The organism is Segniliparus rotundus DSM 44985, from assembly GCF_000092825.1.
GTDB lineage: Bacteria > Actinomycetota > Actinomycetes > Mycobacteriales > Mycobacteriaceae > Segniliparus > Segniliparus rotundus.
Genome location: NC_014168.1, coordinates 2087430 through 2107691, shown reverse-complemented (window position 1 = coordinate 2107691; position 20262 = coordinate 2087430). Strand labels below are relative to the sequence as shown.

The following is a 20262-nucleotide window of genomic DNA, read 5'->3' as shown; positions in this document are numbered from 1 at the left end:
AGAGCCGATGACGGGAATCGAACCCGCGTATGCTGCTTGGGAAGCAGCTATTCTACCATTGAACTACATCGGCAGTAAGGCTTTGACCTCAGCTTTGCAACTCTACCGGATACCTCTGGCGGGAGGCAAACGCTCTGGCAGCAAGCGCGGGGGCCAGAGCGAGGATCGCGCTGCGCGTCATGCGCACAAGTGGCGCGAGAGGTGTTGCCCGGCGGGCATGTCTCATCGGGGTGAATTCAATCGTCGAGGACGGCTCCGGGCGCGTGGTGAAAGGGCGTGGGGAGGTCGGCGAGGAACCACAGGCGAGGCACATCGCGGTCCACGACCAGATGCTCAGGGGTGCGCCACACCGGTCGCAGCGCGCGTATCTGTGCTCCGAGGATCACGTCCACGCCGCGTTGGTAGAGCTTGTCGAGAGCCCAGGGCACATCCTCTTCCGCGTAGTGCTGGGGCCAGCTCGGAGCGACTCGCACGGCCAGGGGCGCGCAGTCGCCGCCGACGCTCACCGCGAGCACAGAGCCGGGGCCGTCCACACAGGTGACCGCGATCTGTGAAGCCTCGCTATAGAGGTCTCGCCGGTCGCTGTTGGCTGTCGGCACGCGAATCCTCAGGCCGAATTTCTCGGCCAATGCGTCGGTCTGGTTCGGCAACGGCTCGTAGTCCTGGCGCATCGGGGCCGCGCTGCACCAGCGGAGCTGGGAGAATTCCGGCGCGTGCACGGAGAAATCAACGAGTCCGATCGAGAGCGTCCGAATGCCCGTATCCGGGTCCGTCTGCCGCGCGAGCGCGGACAAGCGGAGTTGAAGATCTTTGCAGATAGTCAAATAAAGGCTGGTCAGCATCCATTCGATTTCGCCGAGGGTATGCCAGCGGAGCAGGTCTGGGTCTGCTGTCCAAGACACGACCCGCCCTTTGGAGTCAACGCTCAGCGACAGCCTGCCGTCGAGCGCGTCGCGGGTCTCGGTCTGTTTCGCCGCGAGCTCGCCGAACGAGTCGCCCGGCCAGCCGAACCGTTTCGCGTCGTTGGGCTGCCAACGGCCCACCGGTTGGGCGAGGAAGTCGGGCAGGGCGTCGTAGGTGCGGGCGGAGCCTTCGACCCATCCGGGTCCGATGAGCGAATCGGGCACTTGGTCGGCTTCGGCCCCCCAATCCCGATCCTCGGGCCTGTTCGCGACGAGCCAGGTGGGGTAGTTCTGCCAGAGCGGGGCGAAATGCTTGGCGAGCCAGGCCTGCGCTTCCCTCCTGGCGAGCAAGAGGCAGTGCTGGACGACATCGGCGAGCTGGTCCTTGGTGTAGATATTGGCGAGGTCGCCTCGGGTGTACCACGCGACTTGCCGGCCCGCCGCGTCCACGATGGTTTTCACCCGTTCGTCTTGGGAGCCGCTGAAGAACCAGGACCGCGCCTTTGCGAGCAGGTCAGGGTAGCCGGGGTCCGGGCAGTCGACGTCGAAGAGCAACGGGGGGAAGGGCTTTTGGCCGTCTTCGTTCTCTTCGGCCCACGCGCTGGCGCCCGGTGCTGGCCGAGGCGCGCGCGGAGCCCCGAACGACAGCTCCACCCCGCCGGGGAAGTCGTGCTTGAGCGCGACCGCCCGTGGCGCGACCGCTTTGTGCTGATGACTTTCGGCGGTCGGCTCGGGCAGCCCTTCGAGTCCGAAATGCTCGGCCACCGACATGTCGCCCATCGCGGCGAGCGCGACGGACCAGGTCCATCTCGCCTGCGCCATGATCTTGCCGATCTCGGCGAAACGCAGCACCCAAGAGTCGGTGCGGGGATCTGGGCCGAGGTGGCGGATGTCGAGGATTTCGCCGAAGCGGTTCACCTGCACCACCGACATCCCGTCGGAGGAAGTCGTCGTCGCCGTGGAGTGGAACGAGAACCGGTCGGCGGTCTGCGCGAGCTGCACAGAACGGCGCTCGCTCGTCGGCGGGGCGCTCGGCCGGGGAGGTTCGTCGGGCCGCTCCGGGGCGGGCAGGGTCGCCTCGCCAGACCCCGCGACGTCATGCGGCTGGTCTTCGCCCAGGCTCATCGAAACTCCCGCTCGTTGTAGATACTTGACAGTAGGCTTCCTCAGAGTACTTGTTCTCGGGGCGTGCCGCCACTGCCGCTCATGGTTCAATGGCGGCATGTCCGAGCCGCAACGCGGCGCACGGGTCCATTGGGCCTCGGCGCCGAGCACGCCGTATGTGTTCCTCGCCCAAATGTTCATGGCGGTCGAGATCATCTCGAACATCACCGCCACCAAAAGCGTGGAGCTGTTCTCAGGGTTCTCGCTCGCCCTCGGCCCGGTGCAAATCCTCCCGGTCGTGACGGACGGCGCGTTCTTGCTGTTCCCGCTCAGTTATGTGATCGGCGACGTGTTGAGCGAGGTGTACGGCTTCAAAGCCACTCGCCGCGTGGTGTGGGCGGGATTCGCCGGCCTTGTCCTGGCCGCGTTGTGCTTCCGCGCGGCCATCAGCCTGCCCGCCGCGCCGTTCTTCGACCGGACGGCGGCGTTCGCCTCGGTGCTCGGCGCGACGCCGTGGCTGCTGGCGGCGGGGCTCGCTGGGTTCGTCTGCGGCGAGCTCGTCAACAGCTATGTCCTGGTCGCGCTCAAGCGTCGTTCCGGGGAGCGGCGGCTCTGGCTGAGGCTTTCGGGTTCGACTTTGGCGGGGGAGTTCGTGGACACCGTCGTCTTCTGTTCGATTGCCGCGAGCGCGATCGGCATCGCCACTTGGCGCGATTTCATCAATTACACTGTGTTCGGCTTCTTGTGGAAGTCGTCTGTGGAGTTTCTCGTCATGCCGGTCACGTATCAGGCGATCAAGTTCGTCAAGCGCGCGGAGCCGTCGTACGGAATTGTGTGATTGCGCACTGGTAGAGTCGCGTCATGCCTGTTCGTGTCGAGCGCCGAGGCGCGGTCACAGTCGTCATTTTGGACCGTCCTGAGGTCCGCAATGCGATCGATGGGGAGCATGCCGGGGCGCTTGTCGACGCGTTTCTGGCCTTCGACGAGGACGAGGAGGCCAACGTCGCGGTCCTTTATGGGGCGGGCGGGAGTTTTTGCGCCGGTTTCGACCTCAAGGCGGTGTCCGAGGGCAGGGTCGGCCATATCGTCCCGCCTGGCGAGCCGGGGATCGCCGGGATCGGCCCGACCCGGCTCTTGCTCTCAAAACCCGTGATTGCCGCTGTGGAGGGGTACGCCGTCGCGGGCGGTCTCGAACTCGCGCTCTGGGCGGACCTTCGAGTCGCGGACCCCGGCGCGGTGTTCGGGGTGTTCTGCCGGCGTTGGGGGGTGCCGCTCATCGACGGCGGGACGATCCGGCTGCCTCGGCTCATCGGTCAGTCGCGCGCTTTGGACATGGTGCTCACGGGTCGCCCGGTCCACGCGGAGGAGGCGTTGGCCTTCGGCCTGGCGAACCGGGTCAGCGCGGCGGGCGCAGTGCTGGACGAAGCGCTCGCGCTCGCGGAGCGGCTCGCGGATTTCCCCCAGCAATGCATGCGGCACGACCGGCTCTCGGTGTACGAGCAGGAGCACCTGTCCCTTGACGAGGCGATCAAAAACGAGTGGCGGCATGGGCTGTTCTCGCTCGCGGACGAGGCTGTGCTCGGCGCGGCGCAGTTCGCCGCAGGCCGGGGCAGGCACGGCGATTTTTCGTGAGAGCCGGCAGCAGGCACAAGACGAAAAAATTGTGACTTAATTCACAGAGCGAGATATCGCAGAGAAGAGCGCAGAAATGCCCGTTTGAGCGCTGCCGCGAAACAATAAGAAATTTTCTGCCCGCATAAGAACACCGGGTCGTTCGGAAGCTTTTCGGCCTTCGTTTTCCGTTCCAAACTTGGTCTTATGAAGTCTTTGAGGCGGAAGAAGACGGGGAATGGCAGCTAGTCCGGGTGATGCTTTGCCGCCGCCTCGGGAACTGCGGCCATACGAAGAACGCTTGCGGCTTCTCGAAGAAGTGTTGCCGAAGCTGACCGTGACCGAACAATCGAACTGCGCCATGGTGCGCGCCACAGTCGGACAGGGGTGCTCCTTGGACGATCTGTGGCTGGACTGGGAAGCCCTCCGGACGGCATTGGAGCACCGGCGCGGCCCACGCAACGAACTCGTCGGCGCGGAACTTCTGGCGCGGACCATCGAGTCGACTGTGGTGGCCGCGATCCGCAAACTTCTTGTGGCGGTGAACGACGTTTTTCATCGACCCGCTCCGAGCGGCGCCGATTTAGAAAATCAATACTACGACGAGTATTGGAGCCTGCCTGAAGACATGCGCCCGGACTCCGTGGACGAACACATTCAGCAGCGCAAAGCGGCGCGGCGGCCAAAGCCGACGGCGGAACATCAGCGCGAGGCGGACGAGCGGGCGGCAGGGGAGCGCCTCGCGCGCGTTCTCGCAGGCCTGCCGTCCGACCCGAAGAAAGTCCTGCGCTCGGAGCCGGGGGTGGCGCTCACCCCCGAGGTCGTCGAGGCCAAGGAGCGGACAGCCCGGACATTGGAGCGCTTGCGCCGGATCGATCCGGCAAGCGTGAAATTCGAGGGCAAGGACGACGAGCACGACCCCTCCGTGGTGGTCGCGGCCGATTACACGAGCCCTTTCACGCTGTGGCTGCATCCGCAGGTTTTCGCCCGCGTCGGCTCTCGTCTCGACACGGTGATCCCGTCGTGCGCAGCGCAGGCCAGAGCGAAATTCACCGAACTGGTCGAAGGCCCACAGATCCAAATTCGAGACGGAAAGGCAATGTGAGGTGACAGCGCGAACCCAAGTCGACGTCGACCACATCAATGCGGCAGAAGCCAAAATCGCATCCGCGATCCAGGCGGTCAAGGCCGCGGTGGATCAGCTCAACGCGCAGACGAGAGATTTTTGCGGCGCTGCGGGGAGCAACGAGAAGAACGGCAACCTCCAACAGCAATCCCAGGCCGACCAGGAAAATAAAAACAAGCAGTACGCAGACACGAATGAAGTCGCGGAAAAGGACCAAGAATCGGCCCGTTCGGCGGCCCGGCAATATGCCGAATCCGAAGGCGCAAACGCAGCCGTGCTGCGCGATGTGCGTTTCGAGGGGCGCGGCCATCTTGCGAGGTTCGAATGAGAAGAGGGCGTTCGAGCGCGCGCAACGCGAAGGGGTTGTGGAACACGGGGCAACGGCATGGGCGCGGTTGCGCGTCGGCGATGCTCGCCGCTGTGGCCGTCTTGGGTGTTTCGGCCTGCACCGAGCGAGGGGGCCGCGGCCCGGCCACGGTCGTTCAGACGGTCGTTCCTGCGGGTGGCGGCACGAGCTCGGCCCCGGCCTCGGCTCCGCCGAGCGTCAGCCCGATCAACGACCGGGCGAAGCTCTGCAGTCGCGCGAGCGGCCGCGCGCGAGAGATTTACAACCCGTCGCAGACGTACTGGAACCTGGTGCTGCAATCCGGTTTTGGAGACGCACAAGTCAACGAAGCCGCGGACAAATTCAGAGAAGCAGCGGCGAAGGCGTTGCCGCTCCTGAGGGCTCTGCCAGGTCCCGAAGCGCCGAAGGATGTTGTGGAGGCCGTCAAAAATTTTGCTGACACTGCGGATAAATTTTCCGAGGCTGCTGGAGCGCACTCGACTGCGGACGAAATAAATCCCCTGGCGAATGACTTCGGCCACGCCGTTGATGATTTCACCAAAGTTTGCCCGAATTAGCTGTTCATAGATGAGGATTCCCCATGTCAGGTATGGATTGGCCGGATGAATTAGGCGCGTTCAAGGATATCGCTGACAAGTACTACTCGGACGCGGACGAGTCGGTGCTCCATACATCGGCGGAAGCGCACAAGAGAGGGCTGGCCGATCTGCAGTCGGCTTTGGAGGAAGCCGATCAGGCGTACACGGAGCTGTTGGGCGCGTTCGAGTTGGACGGCAAGCAGTCGGACGCATATGCCGCAGTGCGGGAACGGCGGCAGGAATTCCGTCACAAAGGCGGGGCGTTGGCCGCGAAAGCCCTTGCCGGCCAACAATTCATGGAAGCTGCGGCAGCGCCGGTGCGAAACTCGAAGTCCAGCGATCAGGACGCGGGGCACAAGGCGTTGGAGACGATGCAAAAGACCCAGTTCTGGCCAGACTGGATACTGCATCGCGCTGGTAAGGAGACGCATCTGGAACAAGCCAGAAAACAACTCGAAGACGAGATGGCCCACAACAAGGACAGAAGAGTCCAAACGCTTCAGGGCAGCTACAAGCCTCCGGCTGACGGCGAATACGGTTTCGACGGCCAGCCGACGAGTTGGACCGACGGGAGCATGGGCGGGGGCGATCTTGAGCGGTCCGGCAACGATCAGTCCTCCATGCGCGGCGGTGGCTTCCAACAGGGCGGCGCACGACAGCCTGCAATGGGCGGGGGCGATCTTGAGCGATCAGGGAGCAACCGCTCCTCCTTCGGCGGCGGGGGCTTTGCGTACGCTGGCCGGGATACGAACATGCACGGGGGCGAGTATCAGCGCTCTGGTGCGCAGTCTGCTTCTGATGGCTCTTCTGGGGGAGGGCAAGGATCTGTTGGCGGCGGGCAAAGCCCCGCAGCCGTCTCCAGCCGCGCGGGGGCTTCTTCTGGCAGCGCGTCCACGGGACTGCAATCGGGCGCCGCGGTGGCCGAACATCTTGCTTCTGCGCCACCCCCGTCAGGCTCTCCCAGGGGCGCGTCTGCGCCCCTGATCGGGGGCCTTGGCGCAGCCCCCCTCGGCGGACCCGGCCAATCTGGTCGGATCGCGAGCGTCGGCGGCGCGGGCGGCGGCGACGCTCCTCGCACTGCCGCGCAAGGCTCCGTCGCGACAGAGAAACTTGCCGCTTCGCCCGCGTCCTCCGGTGCAGGTTCGCAGCACGGCTCTGGGCTGAGCCGTGGCGGCGGCTCCGTTGGCGCGGCGCATGGAGCGACGCAGGCGCAGTCGGCGCAGCAAGCGGCGCTCAAGGACGCGTTGCGCACCGGTGACGCAGCGGCTGGGGCCGCACGGGCGGCGGATCGTGTTGCAGGGCATGGGGATGTGTTGGGGACAGCGCGCGCCACCGAGCTTTCGCACACGGCATTGCAGGCGGCGCACGGGCAGACAGCCGCGCTTTTGTCTGCGCTCGGCGGTTTGGAGGGCTCGTTGGCTCAGGCGCATCCTGCTTCGGGGGCGGGCGAACTCGCCGCGTTGATCGCCTGCGGCGGCGTGGTGCGCGGCGCGGGCCGGGCAGGTTTCCTCGCGGACGGTGTGACATGGGGCCGCGTGCAGCGGCCGCCCTTCCAGCATGTGCCCCTCGGCGCGCTGGGGTTCCTGTTCCACGACATGCGGGTTGCGCCGAACGAGGCAGCAGGCGTGTGCCGCCCGGTGGTCGCGAGAGCGACCACCACTGGTTGGCTCGGCGAGTTCGACCCTGCGATGCGCTTGGCGGAGGGGACGCGGATTTTGGACCGCTCTCAAGCGCCAGCGGGCACAGACCACATCACGGAACCGGGATTGTTGGCGTGCGGGCTCGCGCGGTGGCTGCTCGCCGAAGGTTTGGACGGTGATAGATCGTGGCGGCTGGTCGCGGTGTGTTTTTTGGAGGAGCCGGACGAGAAGGCCGTGCATGCGTTGGCGACGATGCCCCACCCGGTGGAATCGTATTGGCCCGGCCGCCCCGGTTATGACCTGGGCGACGCGCCTGAGAAAGCCGTCGCGGACCCGCGCTCGCTCAGCGCGCAGGAGCTTGCGCTCAAGCAGGCCCATCCGCTCCAGCACGCCCAGGACCTCGCGCGGCTCGACCCTGACGGGCTGTACGATCCTGCCGGCCTGCCCCCGAAAGAGGCGGCGTGGTACCGGGAATCCGCTGACCGGGCTGGCAGGCCCCAGCTGGCCAACGCCCGCTGGAGGCAAGAACTCGACCAATATTATCGAGAAGAGCGGGGCATCAGCGCGCTGCAATGGTGAGCGCGCGATGGGCGCTCGGGACAGTCAGCGGGCGCGCGCGGCAGCCGTGACGACGCCGGGCGGGGCGGTGTCCGCGCGGAGGGTCGGCCTTGTGGTGGTTCGCGCCCACACGAACGCTGTCGCCGACGCCACGAGAACTGCGCCGCCCACATGCAGCACCACGAGGAGCGAGGGGACGCCTTGCCAGTATTGCGCCTCGCCGAGCGCGCCTTGGGCCAGCGCGAGGCCGGCGGCGATGCGCGCGGCGCGGCGTGTTGGAGGGTTCGCGGAACGCGCGAACCAGCTGAGCGCGGCCAAAGAGACGAGGTAGCACAGCACGAGCGCGCTATGCCAGCGGGCGAGTTCGGGGATCGGCACGTCCAGCCGCGCCACTGGTCTTGTTGTGCTTTTGTCTCCCGCGTGGGGTCCGGCTCCAGTCACGAGTGTGCCCGCGACAAGCACCAGCGCGAGCAGCGCCCCGGAGACGGCCGCGCTGGTTCGCAGCCGCTGGTCTGCGCGGCCCGCGGGCAGATCGTCGTCAGGTTCGCGGACACGCGCGACCAGGAGGGTGGCGAACCAGATCATCACCATGGAGGCGACGAGGTGGATCGCCACGGTCCACCACTTCAGCCCTGCGAGCACAGTGATGCCGCCGATCACCGCTTGGGCGAGCGTCCCCCCGATCATCGCCCACCCCAAAACCAGCACTGGCCGCTTGCGGCGCGCCAACGTGACCAGGACTGCCACGAGGATCGCGGCGAGGCTCACCAGGCCGGTGAGCGTGCGGTTGCCGAACTCGATCGCCTGGTGCTGCCAGGGGACGAGCGCGTCGGCCCTCGGCGTCATGCTGTCCGGGAAACAGGTCGGCCAGGTGGGGCAGCCGAGTCCGGACGAGGTCACGCGGACGATTGCTCCGGTGACAGTGATGAGGCCCTGGGTCACCAGGCACGCCAGCGCGGCGAGCCATTGCTGCTGAAGGCTTGGCCGCCAGCTGGCGAGGCGGCCTGTCGGGGCTGGTGTCACAAGCCCATCGTAGTTTTTACGACAATTTGTAGTAGATCCGGGGCCTTGCGCGCGGATCAGGAGTACAGCGCCTCGATGGCGGCCTCGTTCTGTTTGGACACCACGTCTCGTTTGACTTTCAGAGTCGGAGTCAGCGTGCCGCCTTCGATGGAGAAGTCCTCCGGCAGGACGGCGAACTTCTTGATCGCCTCGGCATTCGAGACGTGCTTGTTCGCCTGGTCGACCGCTTTTTGCAGATCGGCTTTGAGCTCCGCGTTCTGCGCGAGCTCGGAAACCGGGGTGTCCTCGGCGAGCCCGTGGGCCGCTGCCCAGGAAGCCGCTGCTTCCGGGTCGAGGGTGAGCAGCGCCGCGATGAACGGGCGCCCGTCGCCGACCACGACGCCCTGGCTGACCAGATTGTGCTCTTTCAACACTTCTTCGAGCACCTGAGGGGCGACATTCTTGCCCCCGGCGGTGACGATGATGTCTTTTTTGCGCCCGGTGATGTACAGGAAGCCGTCTTCGTCGATCCGGCCGAGGTCGCCGCAGTGGAACCAGCCGTCCTCGATCGCGCCGGCGGTGGCTTCTGGATTGCGCCAGTACTCGCTGAACACCACCGGTCCGGCGAGGAGTACTTCGCCGTCGTCCGCGATCCGGGCGCTGCACCCGGCCACGAGCTTGCCGACCGAGCCGACCCTGTTCGCCACAGGCGAGTTGAAGGTGATGCCCGCCGTGCTTTCCGTGAGCCCGTAGCCCTGGTAGACGCTCACCCCGATGCCGTTGAAGAAATGCGCCAGCCTCGGGGAGATCGCCGCGCCGCCCGACACGGCGCCGACGACCTTGCCGCCCACAGCCGCGCGGAGCTTGCTGTAGAGGAGCCGGTCGAAGAGCGCGTGCTGGAGCTTCAAAACGACGCCGGGCTTGCCGTTCTCGACAGCCTCGCTGTACGCGACGGCGACGGCGCTCGCGCGCTCGAAAATCCCCTCTTTGCCGCCCGCGGCTGCTTTTTTCTTCGCCGAGTCGTAGACCTTCTCGTAGACCCTTGGCACGGAGAAAAGGATCGTGGGCTGGATTTTCTGCAGGTCCTCCGACAGCGTGGCGGTGGAGGAGAGGAATTCGATGAGCACGTTGGCGCTCATCGAGGTGATGGTGAGCGCGCGGGCGAAGATATGCGCCATGGGCAGGAACATGGCGGTGTTCGCGCGGCCCTGCTTCGGGGCCATCGCTTTGATCGGCTCTTGCGTCGCGATCACTTCGGAAAGGAAGTTGCGGTGGGTCAGGCACACGCCTTTCGGCCTGCCGGTTGTGCCCGAGGTGTAGATGAGCGTGGCGAGCTTGTCCGCGCCGAGCTGGGCGCGACGCGAGTCGAGCTCGCTGTCCGGCACGTTCTCGCCGCGCAGCTCAAGCTGTTCGACCGCGCCCGGGTCCCCGTCGAAGACCAGCGTCTCGCGCAAAGTGGGAATGGTTGCGAGCACAGCCTCGTGCGCTTGGAGCAGCTTCGCGTCTTGCACGACGAGGAGCTTGGCCTCGGAGTCGGAAATGATCCAGCGGACTTGTTCGCTCGAGGAAGTCTCGTAGATCGACGTGGTGACTGCGCCTGCCGCCCAGACGGCGAAGTCCAGCAGCGCCCATTCGTAGCGGGTCGGGGCGCAGATCGCGACTCGGTCGCCGTGCTCCACGCCAGAGGCGACGAGACCTTTGGCGACTTTGCGCACCTGCTCGTAGAACTCCAAGGCGGTGACTTGGTGTTTCTCGCCGCCGACCCTTCGCTCGAAGAAAACGTGGCCTGGGCTCTGCGCCGCCCGTTCGGACACCACATCGAGGACGGCGGCGGAGTCGGCGACAAAGAACGGCGTGCTGTTGCGGGTCTCAAGCATGGGGTTAGCCTAAGCCCTCCTGCCGGGGGGCGCGGAACTGCTGTGCGCCTTCGTACTGCGAACGGGGTTTCACGGTGATCGAGTCGATGTTGACGTGCGCCGGCCGGGTCGCGATGAAGCCGATCACTTCGGCGACGTCCTGAGCCACCAGAGGCGTGATCCCGTCGTACACCGCGTCGGCCCTTGCTTGGTCCCCGCCGAACCGCACGAGCGAGAACTCCGTGTTCACCGCGCCGGGCTTGACCTCAGAAATCCGAATCGGCTCCCCTTTCAGCTCCAGCCGCAAGGTGCGGTGCAGCGCGGACTGCGCGTGCTTGGCCGCGGTGTACGCGGAGCCGCCCGTGTAGACGGTGTCCGCCGCAATCGAAGTCACTGTGACGATCATCGCGTCGTCGGAGGCGCGGAGCAGGGGCAGCAGCGCCTTGGTGACCCGCAGGGTGCCGAAGACGTTGACTTCGATGTTCTGGCGCCACTCGTCGACGGACGCGTCTGCCACGGAGGAAAGCCCGAATGCCCCGCCCGCGTTGTTGACCAGAACGTCCACGCCGCCCAGCTGGGCGGCAAAGGCGTCGACGGATGCCTGGTCGGTGACGTCCAGCGGCAACGCCCGCCCGCCGAGCCGTTTGGCGAGCGCGTCCAACTTGTCGAGCCGTCTGGCCCCAAGGACGACTTCGAATCCCGCCTCGGCGAGCGTCGAGGCGGTCGCCGCGCCAATGCCAGAACTTGCGCCGGTCACCACAGCAGTACGTGTCATGGGGTCATCGTAACCATGTGCTCGCCGACTCCGCCGTCCATGTGTTAACCTATGCGCATGCAGGCCTCGAACAAGTTGCCAGCCCATGAGTTCAACGCTCTGGGCAATCGCCTGCCGCCCATTCGCGAACTGTGTCTCTTCTGCTGTTGACCGGCTGCGCGTGCCGCGCTCGCGAGAGTTGATCTCGTCTTCGCTGTTTTCAGGCCCTCAGCGGCCGCCAGCCTTCAAGATTGTTCTGTTCTGACTGTTTCCCCGACATTCACAGTTGACTTTCCGTCAGCGACAACAAGCGCTGGCGCTCTTGAAGAGGAATTCCAACCATGGCATCTCCCTTGCTTTCCACCGCCCGAGGCCCTGTCCCGCCGCGGTTGCTTGTCCGCCCAGAGTCCGCCGCGAGCGGCGAGGCCCCGCGTCTGCGCCCGGTCGGGCTTCCCGTTCGCCGGGATCTGGGCCGGGTGGTCCAGCCGAGGCTCGGCTTCTCCGACATACCCGCCTCCGCAGTGCTGCACGCCGCGCGCGGCAAAGGCGCCGTGAGCCGGGATGTGCTCGCGAAATCCACGGACCTTTCCGTCGCGACCGTGAACCGCCAGGTCGTCGCGCTGCTGGAGGCGGGCCTGCTGCGCGAGCGGGCCGACCTGGCTCCGAGCGGCCTGGTGGGCCGTCCGCGCGTGCCGGTCGAGATCGACCATGCGCCGTACCTTGTGCTCGGTGTCTACGTGGGCCTGAACTCTGTTTCTATTGTCGCTGGCGACATCCGGGGCAAGATTCTCGACTCCGCTGAGTTCCCGACCCCTCGGGGGAACGCGCAAGACGCTCTTGAGCAGATCGCTTCGAGCGCCAGGCAGTACCTGGCGCGCTGGCCGCGCAGGCGGCCGCTGTGGGCGGGAGTCGCGAGTGTCGGCACGGTGGACCCCGTTCTCGGGACGACGACCCGACCGGAGCTGGGGTGGAAAGACGCGCCTCTCGCGACAGCGATTTCCGCCAAGCTCGGCCTGCCCACCTCGCTCGCGGCGCAGGTGGAAGCGGTCGCGGCAGCCGAATTGCTGTTGCCCCCGAGCAACCATCTCGCGACGAGCCCGACACGGCAGCGCACGACGATGCATTTCTATGGCCGTGAGTCGCTTGGAACTGCGTTGACGATCGACGGGCGGGTGCGCACCCCCAAGAGCGGCCCCGGCACGATCGCGCGCCTGCCGGTGCGCTCGAAGCTGCTCCTCGGGCATGACGGCTCCGGCGCGCTCGCCGAAGCCGTGAGCGACAGCGCTGTGGCGCTTGCCTGGACCCGGATCACCGGGGCCAAGCCCCAGGCCCGATCGGCGCAGACAGTGCAGGACGTGATCCGCGAAGCTGTTGCGGGCGACGCGCTCGCGCACGAGCTCTTGCGCGAGCGGTCCCGCCTCTTCGGCGAGTCCGCGGCCATCGCGGCGAGTTTGGTGAACCCGGACGAAGTGGTGCTCGGCGGCCAAGCTTTCACCGCGTACCCGAACGCCGCCGCACAGGTGGCGGAGGCGTTCCACGAGGCTTCGGCGACTCCGGGCGTGCCGGTGCGCGCCACCCGACTCGGCGCGAAAATCCAAGAGTTCGCCGCGCTCGCGGTCGCGCTCTCCTCCGTGTGGGCCGACCCTATCGGCGCTTGGCGGCAGGCGGGCCTCGCGGCGTGACTTGACGGCAGTGAGAGGATGTGGCCTACCCTGGAGGGATGGCCATCCCTTGTCAGGACACTGCCGCTGCGCCCCGCCCCGCCGCGGTTTCGGCGCTGCCCGCCAGGTCTTCGCCGTATTTGCGCCGTGTCGCGGTGCTGTCGCTGCACACGTCTCCTTGGGCGCAGCCTGGCACTGGCGACGCGGGCGGGATGAATGTCTACATCCGCAACACCTCGACCGTGTTGGCGCGGCGCGGCGTCGCGGTGGAGATCTTCACCAGGGCGACTTCTTCGGACGATCCGCCGAGCTGGGAGCCCGTCCCAGGCGTGACCTTGCACAATGTGGTCGCAGGCCCGTTCGAGGGGCTGCGCAAGGAAGAGCTGCCGAGCCAGCTCTGCGCCTTCACCGCAGGGGTGCTCCGAGAGTGCGTGGGGCATGAGGCGTGGCGGCACAGCCTCGTCCATTCGCATTACTGGCTCTCCGGCCAAGTCGGCTGGCTCATCAAGGACCGGCTCGGGGTGCCGCTCGTGCACACCGCGCACACCTTGGCCGCGGTGAAGAACGTGACCTTGGCCGAGGGCGACGTGCCTGAGCCGTTGCAACGGTTGGTCGGCGAGGGCCAGCTCGTCGCGGAGTCCGATCGCATGGTCGCCAACACGCAAGTGGAAGCCGGGCATTTGACGCAGTACTACGCGGCAGATCCGCAGAAGATCGATGTGGTGCCCCCTGGTGTGGACTTGGGCATGTTCCGCCCCGGCGACAAGGCCGCTGCGCGGGCCGAGCTTGGCCTTGACCCGAGCGAGCAGGTCGTGGCGTTCGTGGGCCGGATACAGCCGCTCAAAGGACCGGACATTCTGCTGGCCGCGATGGCAGAGGTCATGCGCGCGAAGCCGGGTGTGCGGCTGCTCGTCGTCGGCGAGGCTTCCGGCTCGGGCCTGAGCCCCGAAGGGATCATGGCGACCGCGGAACGCCTCGGCGTGGCGGACAATGTGACCATGTGGCCCGCGCAGCCGCCGGCGCAACTCGCGAAGGTCTACCGGGCCGCGGATCTCGTCGCGGTGCCGAGCCATTCGGAGTCCTTCGGATTGGTCGCGATTGAGGCGCAGGCCTGCGGCACACCAGTGGTCGCGGCCAAAGTCGGCGGCCTGCCAGTGGCGGTCGCGGACCAGGTCAGCGGCGTGCTGGTGGACAGCTGGGCTCCCGAGCGCTGGCAGGCCGAGATCGCCAGCCTCCTCGCCGCGCCGGAGCGTCTGCGCGCGATGGGCAGGGCGGGCGTCGCGCACGCGGGCCGGTTCTCCTGGGAGGCCACAGCCGACGGCCTCCTCGCCTCGTATCGCGCCGCGTTGCGGGGCGGGGCTCTCGCGCCGATGCGGGCGGTGCGCGGATGAGCGGGACGCAAAAGGTGCGCGCGGCGCTGCAAAAGAGCTTGCAAGAGCTGGAACTGGACGCGGAGGAGATCTCCGAGCACCAGGTCTTCTGGGTGGTCCTGCCTGCGGAGCGCCGCCACCAGGTCGGCGTCGCACTCGCGCCGCGCGAGGCCGGGGTCCGGATCGAGGCGTTCATGTGCCGCGCCCCTGAGGAGAACCACGAAGACGTGTTCCGTTTCTTGCTCCAGCGCAATCAGGGCCAGTACGGAGTGCATTACACCATCGACCAGCCCGGGGACGTCTATTTGGTCGGGTTTGTCCCGACAGCCGCCCTCAGCGCCGAGGAGCTTGACCGGATACTGGGGCAGATCATCCAGACGGTGGACTCGGACTTCAACCAGCTGCTTTCGCTCGGTTTCGCCGAAGCGATCCGCCGGGAATGGAGTTGGCGCACCTCGCGCGGAGAGTCGACCAAAAACCTGTCGGCGTTCACCCATCTGATTCGCGATCCGGACCGCGAGTAATTGCTTTGTGTCACTCGTCTCATGGAAATGCGAGTGCGTCTGCCAATGCCCGAGCGCCTGCGAGGTCCGGGCAATTCGACGGCATTGGGCCCGGTTCGCTGCTGTGGCAGCTGGCAGGGGACTCGCGGATCGCTTACGCGGGCGGCATGGCAGGCGTCTTGCAAACCATGCATCCAGTGATCGGCCAGGCCCTGCTCGACCATTCGGATTTCTTTCAAGACCCGATGGACCGGGTGTTCCGCTCCTTGCCCGGCATCGTCGGCGTGGTGTACGACAAGCCTGAGGCGCAGACCGGGCGCATGGTCAGAGACTTCCACAAGGAGATCAAAGGCGCGCTGCCGGACGGGCGGCCCTACCACGCGCTCAGCCCGGACGTCTATTGGTGGGCGCACGCGACCTTCCAAGTGATGGCGGAGCATGTCGCGGATGTGTACTCGCCCCGCCCGCTCGCCGATGCCGAGCGCGAGCAGCTCTACCAAGAGGGAGTCGCGTGGTACCGCCGTTACGGTGTGAGCGACGCCGCGGTGCCCAAGGACCGCGCCGCGTTCCAGTCCGAATGGGAGCGGCATTGCCGTGCGGTTCTGCAGCCGAACGAAGCTTCTGACTGGTTGCTCGAGCTCATCGACGGTCGCGTTTTCCCCAAGATCGGCAAGCCCGCCTCTTTGCCGTTCCCCGAGCAATACCACCGCTTCGGCAATCTCATGCTGCGCCGTCGCCTGGTCCGCTCGCTCATCGGGCCGCCGTTGCGGCTCGCGTACCTCGGCGGGCTGCCGGAAGTCGTCCGGGAACGCTTCGGGATTCGTTGGACCCGCTCGGAAGCGCGGCGATACCGCGCGCAGGCGCGTTTCATCGGGAAAGAGTGGCGTGTCCGCCCGGTGCGGTGGCGGTGGTATCCGAGGGCATACGCCGGATGGGTTCAGGCCACCGGAGCCCCGCCGCCGCGCTCCGCCACGCGCTAACATTGTTATATCTGGCGCGGTGCGAGATGCGGCAAGGATAGTGCGATGAAAGACTTCACAGGCAAGGTTGTGGCGATCACCGGCGCGGGCGGGGGATCGGACGCGAGCTGGCGGTGCAGTTCGCCCGTCGGGGCGCCGTGCTCGCGCTGTCGGACGTCTCCCTCGAGGCTGTCGAGCAGACGGCGGAGCAAGTGCGCGGGCTTGGCGCAAAAGCCAAGGCGTATCGGCTCGACGTCGCCGACCGCGCTGCGGTGATTGAGCACGCCGCGCAGGCGCGTTCGGACTTCGGCAAGGTCAATGTGATCGTCAACAACGCGGGTGTCGCGGTCGTCGGCAGCGTCCTGGCGACCCCGTGGGAAGAGCACGACTGGATCATCGGGATCAACGCGCACGGCGTGCACAATGGGACCAAGGCGTTCCTGCCGCACCTGATCGAGTCGGGCGACGGGTACGTTGTGAACATCTCCTCCATCGAGGGCCTGATGTCGATGCCTTTCCTCGGCTCGTACAACATGTCGAAGTTCGCGGTGCGCGGGTTGACCGAGGCGTTGCGCCAAGAGGCCAAGGCCTTGCGCTGGCCTATCGGGGTCAGCTCGGTGCACCCCGGCTTCGTGCGCACGCAGATCGCCAAGTCCGATCCGGGGCAGGGGCACAAAGCCGGTATCGCCGAGCTGTTCAATTTGCTGTCTTTCACCGATGCGGCCACAGCGGCCGAGGCCATTGTGCAAGGCGTCGGCAAGCGCAAGGCCAGGATCTTGGTCGGGGCGGACGCTCGGTTCTACAATGCCGTGCCGAGGCTGTTCGGCTCGTTGTACTCGGACCCGCTCGGTCTCATCATGAGGTTCGCCGGTGTCTCGTTCGCCCGGCGCAAGGGCGTGGAGCTGCGCTGAGCGCTCGTGCCGAAGCGCCTGGAACCGGCTCGCCCGAGGCTCACGACGCTGGGGACAGCGGCATGTCGCGCTCGGCCAAGACTTCGCGCAATGCGTCCGGGTAGTCCGTGATGATCCCGTCCGCGCCGGAGTCCACCAGCGCGGCCATAGTCGCCTTGTCGTCCACGGTCCACGGAATGACCTTCATGCCCTCTGCGTGCGCGCGTTCCACGTACTCTTGTGTCGTCAGCAGTCGGAAACCCGGATCGCCGAGCTTGCCGTCTTGCGGGTCGCCGTATTGCGGGGAGATCGCCGTCGCGCCGATGGATTTCGCCGCCGCGATGGCGTCGCCGCCGAAGTCTGCCAAGGCGACACCGCCGAGCCACGGATTGCGCGAGGTCTCATCGGCGCAGAACGCGGGCGATGTGAGCGCGATGAGCGGCAGTTCCGGGGCGATGCGGCGCATCAGTTCGAGCGCCCCCCAGTCGAAGCTTTCGATGACAGCCTGTCCGGCGAGGCCCGCTCGCCGGATCTCCTCTGCGACAATACGGACGAATTCCTCGCGGGGGGCGGTCTCGGACGGCGCCGCTGCCTCGACTTTCGTCTCGATGTTCAGCCTGGTCGCGCCGGGGCCCCGCTGGCGGGCAAGCTCCAAAACCGAACGCAGGGCGGGCATCTTCGCGTGGGGCGCCGCGTGCTGCTCGGGGTAGTTCGACAAGGTCTTGGAACCACAGTCCAGCGTTTCGATTTGGGCGAAAGTGAGGTCTTTGATGAAGCGCCCCGCGTACTGGCCGGAACATTTCGACGGGTCGACTTTGCGGTCGTGCGTGATCACGGCGACATGGTCCTTGGTGATTTGCACGTCCATCTCCAACGTGGTGACGCCCACAGACAACCCCTTCGCGAACGAGGCAAGAGTGGACTCCACGGTCAGCCCCATCCCGCCTCGGTGCGCCTCCAGGTCGAAGACCGCGCAAGGCCCCCCGCTGTCGGCGGCCGCCCCGAGGCTGACAGTGCAGAGCATGAGGACGGCGCGGATCAATCCCATGCCGTTCATAGTAGGCTCGAAGCCCATGAGGTTAGGCAGGGTAGCGAGTCCGAACGGCGTCGCGTTTGTGCGTGTGGAGGGGGACGGCCCGGATGCTGTCGCCCACGAGATCGCCGACCACCCCTTCGGCGAGCCCGCCTACACCGGGAAGCGTTGGCCGCTCGCGGATCTGCGCGTGCTTTCTCCGATTCTGGCCTCCAAAGTGGTCTGCGTCGGCAAGAATTATCTCGCGCACGCCAAGGAGATGGGCGGGGAGGCTCCGCAGGAGCCGTTGATCTTCTTGAAGCCCTCGACGTCGATTGTCGGACCGGGCGCTCCGATCGTGCTGCCGTCCGACGCCCAGACCGTCCACCACGAGGGCGAGCTCGCGGTCGTCATCGGGAGGCCGTGCCGCAATGTGCCGCGCGACGAGGCGTTCTCGGTCGTTCTCGGCTACACCGTCGGCAACGACGTTTCCGCCCGCGACCAGCAACGTCAAGACGGGCAGTGGGCCCGCGCCAAGGGCCATGACACGTTCTGCCCGCTCGGCCCGTGGATCGAGACCGAGCTCGACCCGGAGGACCTGGAGATACGAACGGAGGTGCGCGGCGCTTGCGAAGAGTCCTGGCAGCTGCGCCAGCACTCCCGGACGAGCCTTTTGATCCACAGCATCCCGAAGCTCATCGCGTGGTGCTCTCGTGCGATGACGCTCTTGCCCGGGGATGTCATCCTCACCGGCACACCAGAAGGGGTCGGACCGATCGTCGACGGCGACGAAGTGTCGATCATGATCGAAGGCGTCGGGACTTTGACGAACCCGGTTGTCTCAGAAAAAGGAGCGCCACATGCCTGAGCGTGTGCCTGTCCGTGTCCGCTTCTGCCCCTCCCCGACGGGCACGCCGCACGTCGGTTTGGTTCGCACAGCCCTCTTCAACTGGGCGTTCGCCCGTCACCATGGCGGTACGTTCGTATTCCGCATTGAGGACACCGACGCCTCCCGCGACTCCGAAGAGTCCTACAAGGCGATCTTGGACGCGTTGCGCTGGTTGGGCTTGCACTGGGACGAAGGGCCCGAGGTCGGCGGTCCGCACGCGCCGTACCGCCAGTCCCAGCGCCGCGACTTGTACCGCGACGTGCTCGCCAAGCTGGTGGAGTCCGGCGAGGCGTATGAGAGTTTTTCGACCGCGGAAGAGGTCGCCGCCCGGCATCTCGCCGCTGGCCGCGACCCCAAGCTCGGCTACGACAACTTCGACAGGACATTGGACGAGGCCGACCGCAAGCGCCTGAAGTCGCAGGGCCGCGCGCCGGTGATCCGGTTGAAAATGCCGGACCGCGACCACGAGTGGGAGGACCTTGTCCGCGGCAGGATCTCCTACCCGGCCGTGTCGCAGTCCGATTATGTTTTGAGCCGCGTGAGCGGCGACCCGCTGTACACCTTGGTCAATCCCGTTGACGACGCGCTCATGGGGATCACCCATGTTTTGCGCGGGGAAGACCTGTTGTCCTCCACGCCCCGGCAGTTGGCGTTGCATGAGGCGCTCGGCCGGATCGGGGCGTCCGAGGGCAAACCGCCCGAGTTCGGACATATGCCGTATGTGATGGGCGACAAGAACACAAAGCTCTCAAAACGCGACCCGGAGTCGAGCCTCTTCCACCATCGCGACCGGGGTTTCGTCCCGGAGGGCCTGCTCAATTACCTGGCGCTCCTGGGCTGGGGGATCGGCGAAGACCGAGACGTTTTCTCCTTGCAGGAGATGGTGGCGGCGTTCGACGTCCACGACGTGAAGTCGAGCCCCGCGCGCTTCGACCAGAAAAAGGCGGACGCCATCAACGCGGCGCATCTGCGGCAGCTCGCGCCGGAGGATTTCGCGGAGCGGCTGTGGTCCTACCTCGTGGCCCAAGGCCGTCTGTCCGGTTCGGAGGACCGGGCGCTCTTCGGCGTGGCGGCCGAACTCGTCCAGACTCGTGTCCAGGTGTTGGGCGAGGCTTGGGATTTGCTGAAATTCCTGTACACGCCGGAGTCTGATTTCCGTCTTGACCCGCAGTCCGCCGCGAAAGAGCTCGGCTCGGGCGCGCTGCCTGTCCTGGAGGCCGTCCTCGGTGTGCTCGATCCTGCGGTCGGGGAGCCGCCCGCATGGTCGCACGAGGCGCTGGAAGCAGCGTTGCACAGCGCGTTGATCGACGGATTGGGATTGAAGCCTCGTGCTGCGTTCGGGCCGATCAGGGTGGCAGTCACCGGGGCGCGGATCAGCCCGCCGCTCTTCGAGTCGATGGAATTGCTCGGACGGGACCGGACGATTCACCGGCTGCGCTCGGCGCACCGGGATATTCTTGGACAGTGACTGCGCGGTCTGCTAGACTCGCGGACGCTGAAA

General features: G+C 66.4%; 18 protein-coding genes and 1 tRNA gene. 13 read left to right on the top strand and 6 right to left on the bottom strand.

Annotated elements, in window-relative coordinates:
- Window positions 1-2 precede the first annotated feature (2 nt).
- Together SROT_RS10405 and SROT_RS10400 are read right to left on the bottom strand one after the other, a co-directional pair.
- Window positions 3-73 (bottom strand) — tRNA-Gly (locus SROT_RS10405).
- A gap of 163 nt (window positions 74-236) precedes the next feature.
- On the bottom strand, window positions 237-2027 hold the full coding sequence (locus SROT_RS10400) for a hypothetical protein (protein WP_013138988.1): 1791 nt from the start codon (window positions 2025-2027) through the stop codon (window positions 237-239).
- Window positions 2028-2124: 97 nt separating this feature from the next.
- On the opposite strand from SROT_RS10400, the gene SROT_RS10395 reads away from it, so the two are divergent.
- The 6 genes from SROT_RS10395 to SROT_RS17115 all read left to right on the top strand — a co-directional run bounded on the left by SROT_RS10395 (window position 2125) and on the right by SROT_RS17115 (window position 7886).
- On the top strand, window positions 2125-2844 hold the full coding sequence (locus SROT_RS10395; RefSeq protein WP_013138987.1) for a queuosine precursor transporter: 720 nt from the start codon (window positions 2125-2127) through the stop codon (window positions 2842-2844).
- Between the two features lie 23 nt (window positions 2845-2867).
- Window positions 2868-3638 (top strand): crotonase/enoyl-CoA hydratase family protein, encoded by a 771-nt coding sequence (locus SROT_RS10390; RefSeq protein WP_013138986.1) that lies wholly within the window; start codon window positions 2868-2870, stop codon window positions 3636-3638.
- Window positions 3639-3918: 280 nt separating this feature from the next.
- The gene (locus SROT_RS10385; RefSeq protein ID WP_245535289.1) at window positions 3919-4722 is read left to right on the top strand and encodes a hypothetical protein; all 804 of its coding nucleotides are present in this window, start codon (window positions 3919-3921) and stop codon (window positions 4720-4722) included.
- Between the two features lies 1 nt (window position 4723).
- Window positions 4724-5071, top strand: a complete 348-nt coding sequence (locus tag SROT_RS10380) for a hypothetical protein (RefSeq protein ID WP_013138984.1) — start codon at window positions 4724-4726, stop codon at window positions 5069-5071.
- 92 nt (window positions 5072-5163) lie between these two features.
- Window positions 5164-5646, top strand: a complete 483-nt coding sequence (locus SROT_RS10375; RefSeq protein WP_245535288.1) for a hypothetical protein — start codon at window positions 5164-5166, stop codon at window positions 5644-5646.
- Between the two features lie 23 nt (window positions 5647-5669).
- Window positions 5670-7886 carry a hypothetical protein gene (locus tag SROT_RS17115; protein ID WP_013138982.1) on the top strand — a complete coding sequence of 739 codons (2217 nt, stop codon included), beginning with the start codon at window positions 5670-5672 and terminating at the stop codon, window positions 7884-7886.
- A 24-nt stretch (window positions 7887-7910) separates the two neighbouring features.
- On the opposite strand, the gene SROT_RS10365 is transcribed toward SROT_RS17115, so the two are convergent.
- Genes SROT_RS10365 through SROT_RS10355 form a run of 3 tightly spaced genes read right to left on the bottom strand, consistent with a single transcriptional unit; the run spans window position 7911 to window position 11498 of the window.
- Window positions 7911-8888, bottom strand: a complete 978-nt coding sequence (locus SROT_RS10365) for a COX15/CtaA family protein (RefSeq protein WP_013138981.1) — start codon at window positions 8886-8888, stop codon at window positions 7911-7913.
- A gap of 56 nt (window positions 8889-8944) precedes the next feature.
- Window positions 8945-10744 carry an AMP-dependent synthetase/ligase gene (locus SROT_RS10360; protein ID WP_013138980.1) on the bottom strand — a complete coding sequence of 600 codons (1800 nt, stop codon included), beginning with the start codon at window positions 10742-10744 and terminating at the stop codon, window positions 8945-8947.
- Between the two features lie 4 nt (window positions 10745-10748).
- Window positions 10749-11498, bottom strand: coding sequence for an SDR family oxidoreductase (locus tag SROT_RS10355; protein WP_013138979.1), 750 nt, complete (start codon window positions 11496-11498; stop codon window positions 10749-10751).
- A gap of 320 nt (window positions 11499-11818) precedes the next feature.
- On the opposite strand from SROT_RS10355, the gene SROT_RS10350 reads away from it, so the two are divergent.
- The 5 genes from SROT_RS10350 (at window position 11819) to SROT_RS10330 (ending at window position 16881) form a co-directional block, all read left to right on the top strand.
- Window positions 11819-13159: an ROK family transcriptional regulator gene (locus SROT_RS10350; RefSeq protein ID WP_013138978.1), complete on the top strand. Its 1341-nt coding sequence runs from the start codon at window positions 11819-11821 to the stop codon at window positions 13157-13159.
- 38 nt (window positions 13160-13197) lie between these two features.
- On the top strand, window positions 13198-14529 hold the full coding sequence (mshA, locus tag SROT_RS10345) for a D-inositol-3-phosphate glycosyltransferase (protein ID WP_245535287.1): 1332 nt from the start codon (window positions 13198-13200) through the stop codon (window positions 14527-14529).
- A complete protein-coding gene (locus SROT_RS10340; RefSeq protein WP_013138976.1) occupies window positions 14526-15032 on the top strand; it encodes a type III secretion system chaperone family protein in 507 nt (168 codons plus the stop codon). The genes mshA and SROT_RS10340 overlap by 4 nt, the downstream gene beginning before the upstream one ends.
- Before the next feature lie 83 nt (window positions 15033-15115).
- Window positions 15116-15991, top strand: coding sequence for an oxygenase MpaB family protein (locus SROT_RS10335; protein ID WP_049773429.1), 876 nt, complete (start codon window positions 15116-15118; stop codon window positions 15989-15991).
- Between the two features lie 113 nt (window positions 15992-16104).
- The gene (locus SROT_RS10330) at window positions 16105-16881 is read left to right on the top strand and encodes an SDR family NAD(P)-dependent oxidoreductase (protein WP_222829192.1); all 777 of its coding nucleotides are present in this window, start codon (window positions 16105-16107) and stop codon (window positions 16879-16881) included.
- Window positions 16882-16921: 40 nt separating this feature from the next.
- On the opposite strand, the gene SROT_RS10325 is transcribed toward SROT_RS10330, so the two are convergent.
- Window positions 16922-17908, bottom strand: a complete 987-nt coding sequence (locus SROT_RS10325) for a glycerophosphodiester phosphodiesterase family protein (protein WP_245535285.1) — start codon at window positions 17906-17908, stop codon at window positions 16922-16924.
- Between the two features lie 25 nt (window positions 17909-17933).
- Between SROT_RS10325 and SROT_RS10320 the strand changes: the two genes are divergently transcribed.
- Together SROT_RS10320 and gltX are read left to right on the top strand one after the other, a co-directional pair.
- Window positions 17934-18740 carry a fumarylacetoacetate hydrolase family protein gene (locus SROT_RS10320; protein WP_013138973.1) on the top strand — a complete coding sequence of 269 codons (807 nt, stop codon included), beginning with the start codon at window positions 17934-17936 and terminating at the stop codon, window positions 18738-18740.
- Window positions 18733-20229: a glutamate--tRNA ligase gene (gene gltX, locus SROT_RS10315; protein WP_013138972.1), complete on the top strand. Its 1497-nt coding sequence runs from the start codon at window positions 18733-18735 to the stop codon at window positions 20227-20229. The genes SROT_RS10320 and gltX overlap by 8 nt, the downstream gene beginning before the upstream one ends.
- Window positions 20230-20262 lie beyond the last annotated feature (33 nt).